Genomic DNA, 2059 nt, shown 5'->3' with positions numbered 1-2059 from the left:
TAACTCTCAATTTTTCAAATTGAAATGTCAGATCTTGTCTGAACTAATACAACTAAATATTAGTGTGTTCAAATTTGGGCTACACCTGTTTGTAGCTCCTAGCAGCACGAGCCTACCTAAATTTGCAATCTACAAAAATGTAGTACGTATCACTCTAGCTACCATGTGCAAACTCTTAAGGTGTTTATTGGCCTCATATCTGTCTAACCCATTTATCATCTCAAGGCCGCCCATAAAAAATATCGCATCATAATTACCCGTCCATTTATTTTTTAAATACGTTAAGCAATAGACGTGTTTATGGTGTTGTTGTATAAAGCAGGTCTCTTCTGTAGAAAGCTTGAGCTTTATCAACTCACTTAATTCAGATACAAAGTTATATTTAATGTAAATGAACTGTTGATCTTTAGCGTATTTATAAATATCCTTAACTCCGCTTGTTTTTACAGCAGTCACTGTGATCTGTTCAAGCATTGACAACGTTGACATGCCCTTCTCGTTTTAACATCTGCACTGCGTTGTTAACATTATGTATATTTAACTGTGGAAAAGTCTCCCCAACAATAAAAAGGATACGGATGTGATAGAGGGTGATGATTTAAGAGCTATGCGGGTCAATGCGGGCATTTCCCAAGACGCGATGGCAAAAAAACTCAAGTGTGATAGAAAAACCATCATAAATTACGAATTAGATGTGAGTGATATTCGTTCAAAACAGCTTTTTTTGTGGTTTTTATATTGTAAGATAAACGCAGGATCGTTATTAAACGAAATTAAACAGATCCGTGATATCACAAACAGTAAAGAAAAACCCAACTTACAGGATGAAGAACCATGAACAAATTTAGCCTACACCATGTGTTTAGCTCTATGAATCTATTTATTAAGGCGAATGGGAAGCACAAGGAAATAGCAAGAAGTGATTGCAGTTTGGTGTCGGGTGGCTCTTTGGCTATTAAGCCTCCTAAAATTGCTGCATCTGAAACTAATAAACGACCAAAAGCCACTACCACAGCTATACATAATGATACTTGTTCCTTTATAGGTGGGGGAACAGCGTATAAAGCACCACGAAAGGCTAATAGCACCGAAGTTTTAAATACTAATAGTGCTAATGCGATAAAATCGCCTAAATTACAAAACCGAACGCATGAGCTTTCGGCCCAAATATGTACTCTCGTGGGTGGCAGTGTCACGCCTTATAAAAAACCAAAAGCAACAGCTAGTATGCGAGCTTTGCCTATCGATAGTTGTACTTCGGTATTTGGTGGGACAGGAGCATATAAAAGACCTAGAGCAACAGCTATTGATGTTAATTACGACTCTATTCCTCCAGTAGATATTTCACAAGGATAGATAATGAAACTTTCAAACTTAATTTTACTCAGTATAGCCACAATGGCGTTTTTTTACATTCAATTATGGAATGTTCGTGATGTAACTCCTCTTTATTTAACATTATTATTTGCATGTGTAGCATATGGTATATACACAAAAAACATCAATATGACACATATAGCAGGTTTTATATTGGTGCTTACAGCCCTTTCCCCAATTATCTTTGAGACAGGTTTAATTAATGCATTAACGCCAGAAGAGAATACTTTGATTCAAAGTTCATTGATTTATGGTATACAGTTGCTGCTTAGTCTGTTGACGGTTCTAATGCTCATTTTTAGGGTGCAATTGTCACGTCTAATATCGCAGTCAGATAAAATCGAGCTTACTCACTTTGATGGTATCTTTCATTGGATTTACCTATATACTTCGCTAGTTTACTTGTTAGCCTTGCTTGAGGATTTAGCATTTATTTTATTTGAAATGAAATCATGGACATTAATTTACGATAACTTTGAAGGACTAATCTATATCGGTTGGGCTCTTTGCTGTGGTGCTTTACTCACCATGATGATCTGTGAGATAAAATCAAACCATTCAGGTGAAGCTAACGCACTGTAAAGTCTCGACTGAAAAGCACTGGCTGGTGGCTATCGCTACCAGCTAAAATTTCCTGTTATAACCTTTTAACTCCCACCCCCCTCAGGGCAAGAGCATGAAA

At 36.8% G+C, this 2059-nt stretch carries 4 protein-coding genes; 3 read left to right on the top strand and 1 reads right to left on the bottom strand.

Going from position 1 to position 2059, the window contains the following annotated elements; genetic code table 11:
• Positions 1–129: 129 nt before the first annotated feature.
• Positions 130–489, bottom strand: coding sequence for a hypothetical protein (locus CWC18_RS20680; protein ID WP_138676043.1), 360 nt, complete (start codon positions 487–489; stop codon positions 130–132).
• Between the two features lie 91 nt (positions 490–580).
• Between CWC18_RS20680 and CWC18_RS20675 the strand changes: the two genes are divergently transcribed.
• Genes CWC18_RS20675 through CWC18_RS20665 form a run of 3 tightly spaced genes read left to right on the top strand, consistent with a single transcriptional unit; the run spans position 581 to position 1959 of the window.
• A complete protein-coding gene (locus CWC18_RS20675) occupies positions 581–838 on the top strand; it encodes a helix-turn-helix domain-containing protein (protein ID WP_138676042.1) in 258 nt (85 codons plus the stop codon).
• A complete protein-coding gene (locus CWC18_RS20670) occupies positions 835–1356 on the top strand; it encodes a hypothetical protein (protein ID WP_138676041.1) in 522 nt (173 codons plus the stop codon). The genes CWC18_RS20675 and CWC18_RS20670 overlap by 4 nt, the downstream gene beginning before the upstream one ends.
• A 3-nt stretch (positions 1357–1359) precedes the next feature.
• Complete coding sequence (locus CWC18_RS20665) at positions 1360–1959, top strand: hypothetical protein (protein ID WP_138676040.1); 600 nt, start codon at positions 1360–1362, stop codon at positions 1957–1959.
• The last annotated feature ends 100 nt before the right edge of the window (positions 1960–2059 follow it).

This window comes from Pseudoalteromonas aurantia (genome assembly GCF_005886875.1).
Taxonomy (GTDB): domain Bacteria; phylum Pseudomonadota; class Gammaproteobacteria; order Enterobacterales; family Alteromonadaceae; genus Pseudoalteromonas; species Pseudoalteromonas aurantia_A.
Note: the sequence above shows the minus strand (reverse complement) of the source record. Positions and strands in the feature narration are given on the sequence as shown.

Coding starts and splice junctions, on each gene's coding strand:
- CWC18_RS20680 (WP_138676043.1), bottom strand. CDS start 489: ATGTCAACGTTGTCAATGCTTGAACAGATCACAGTGACTGCTGTAAAA.
- CWC18_RS20670 (WP_138676041.1), top strand. CDS start 835: ATGAACAAATTTAGCCTACACCATGTGTTTAGCTCTATGAATCTATTT.
- CWC18_RS20665 (WP_138676040.1), top strand. CDS start 1,360: ATGAAACTTTCAAACTTAATTTTACTCAGTATAGCCACAATGGCGTTT.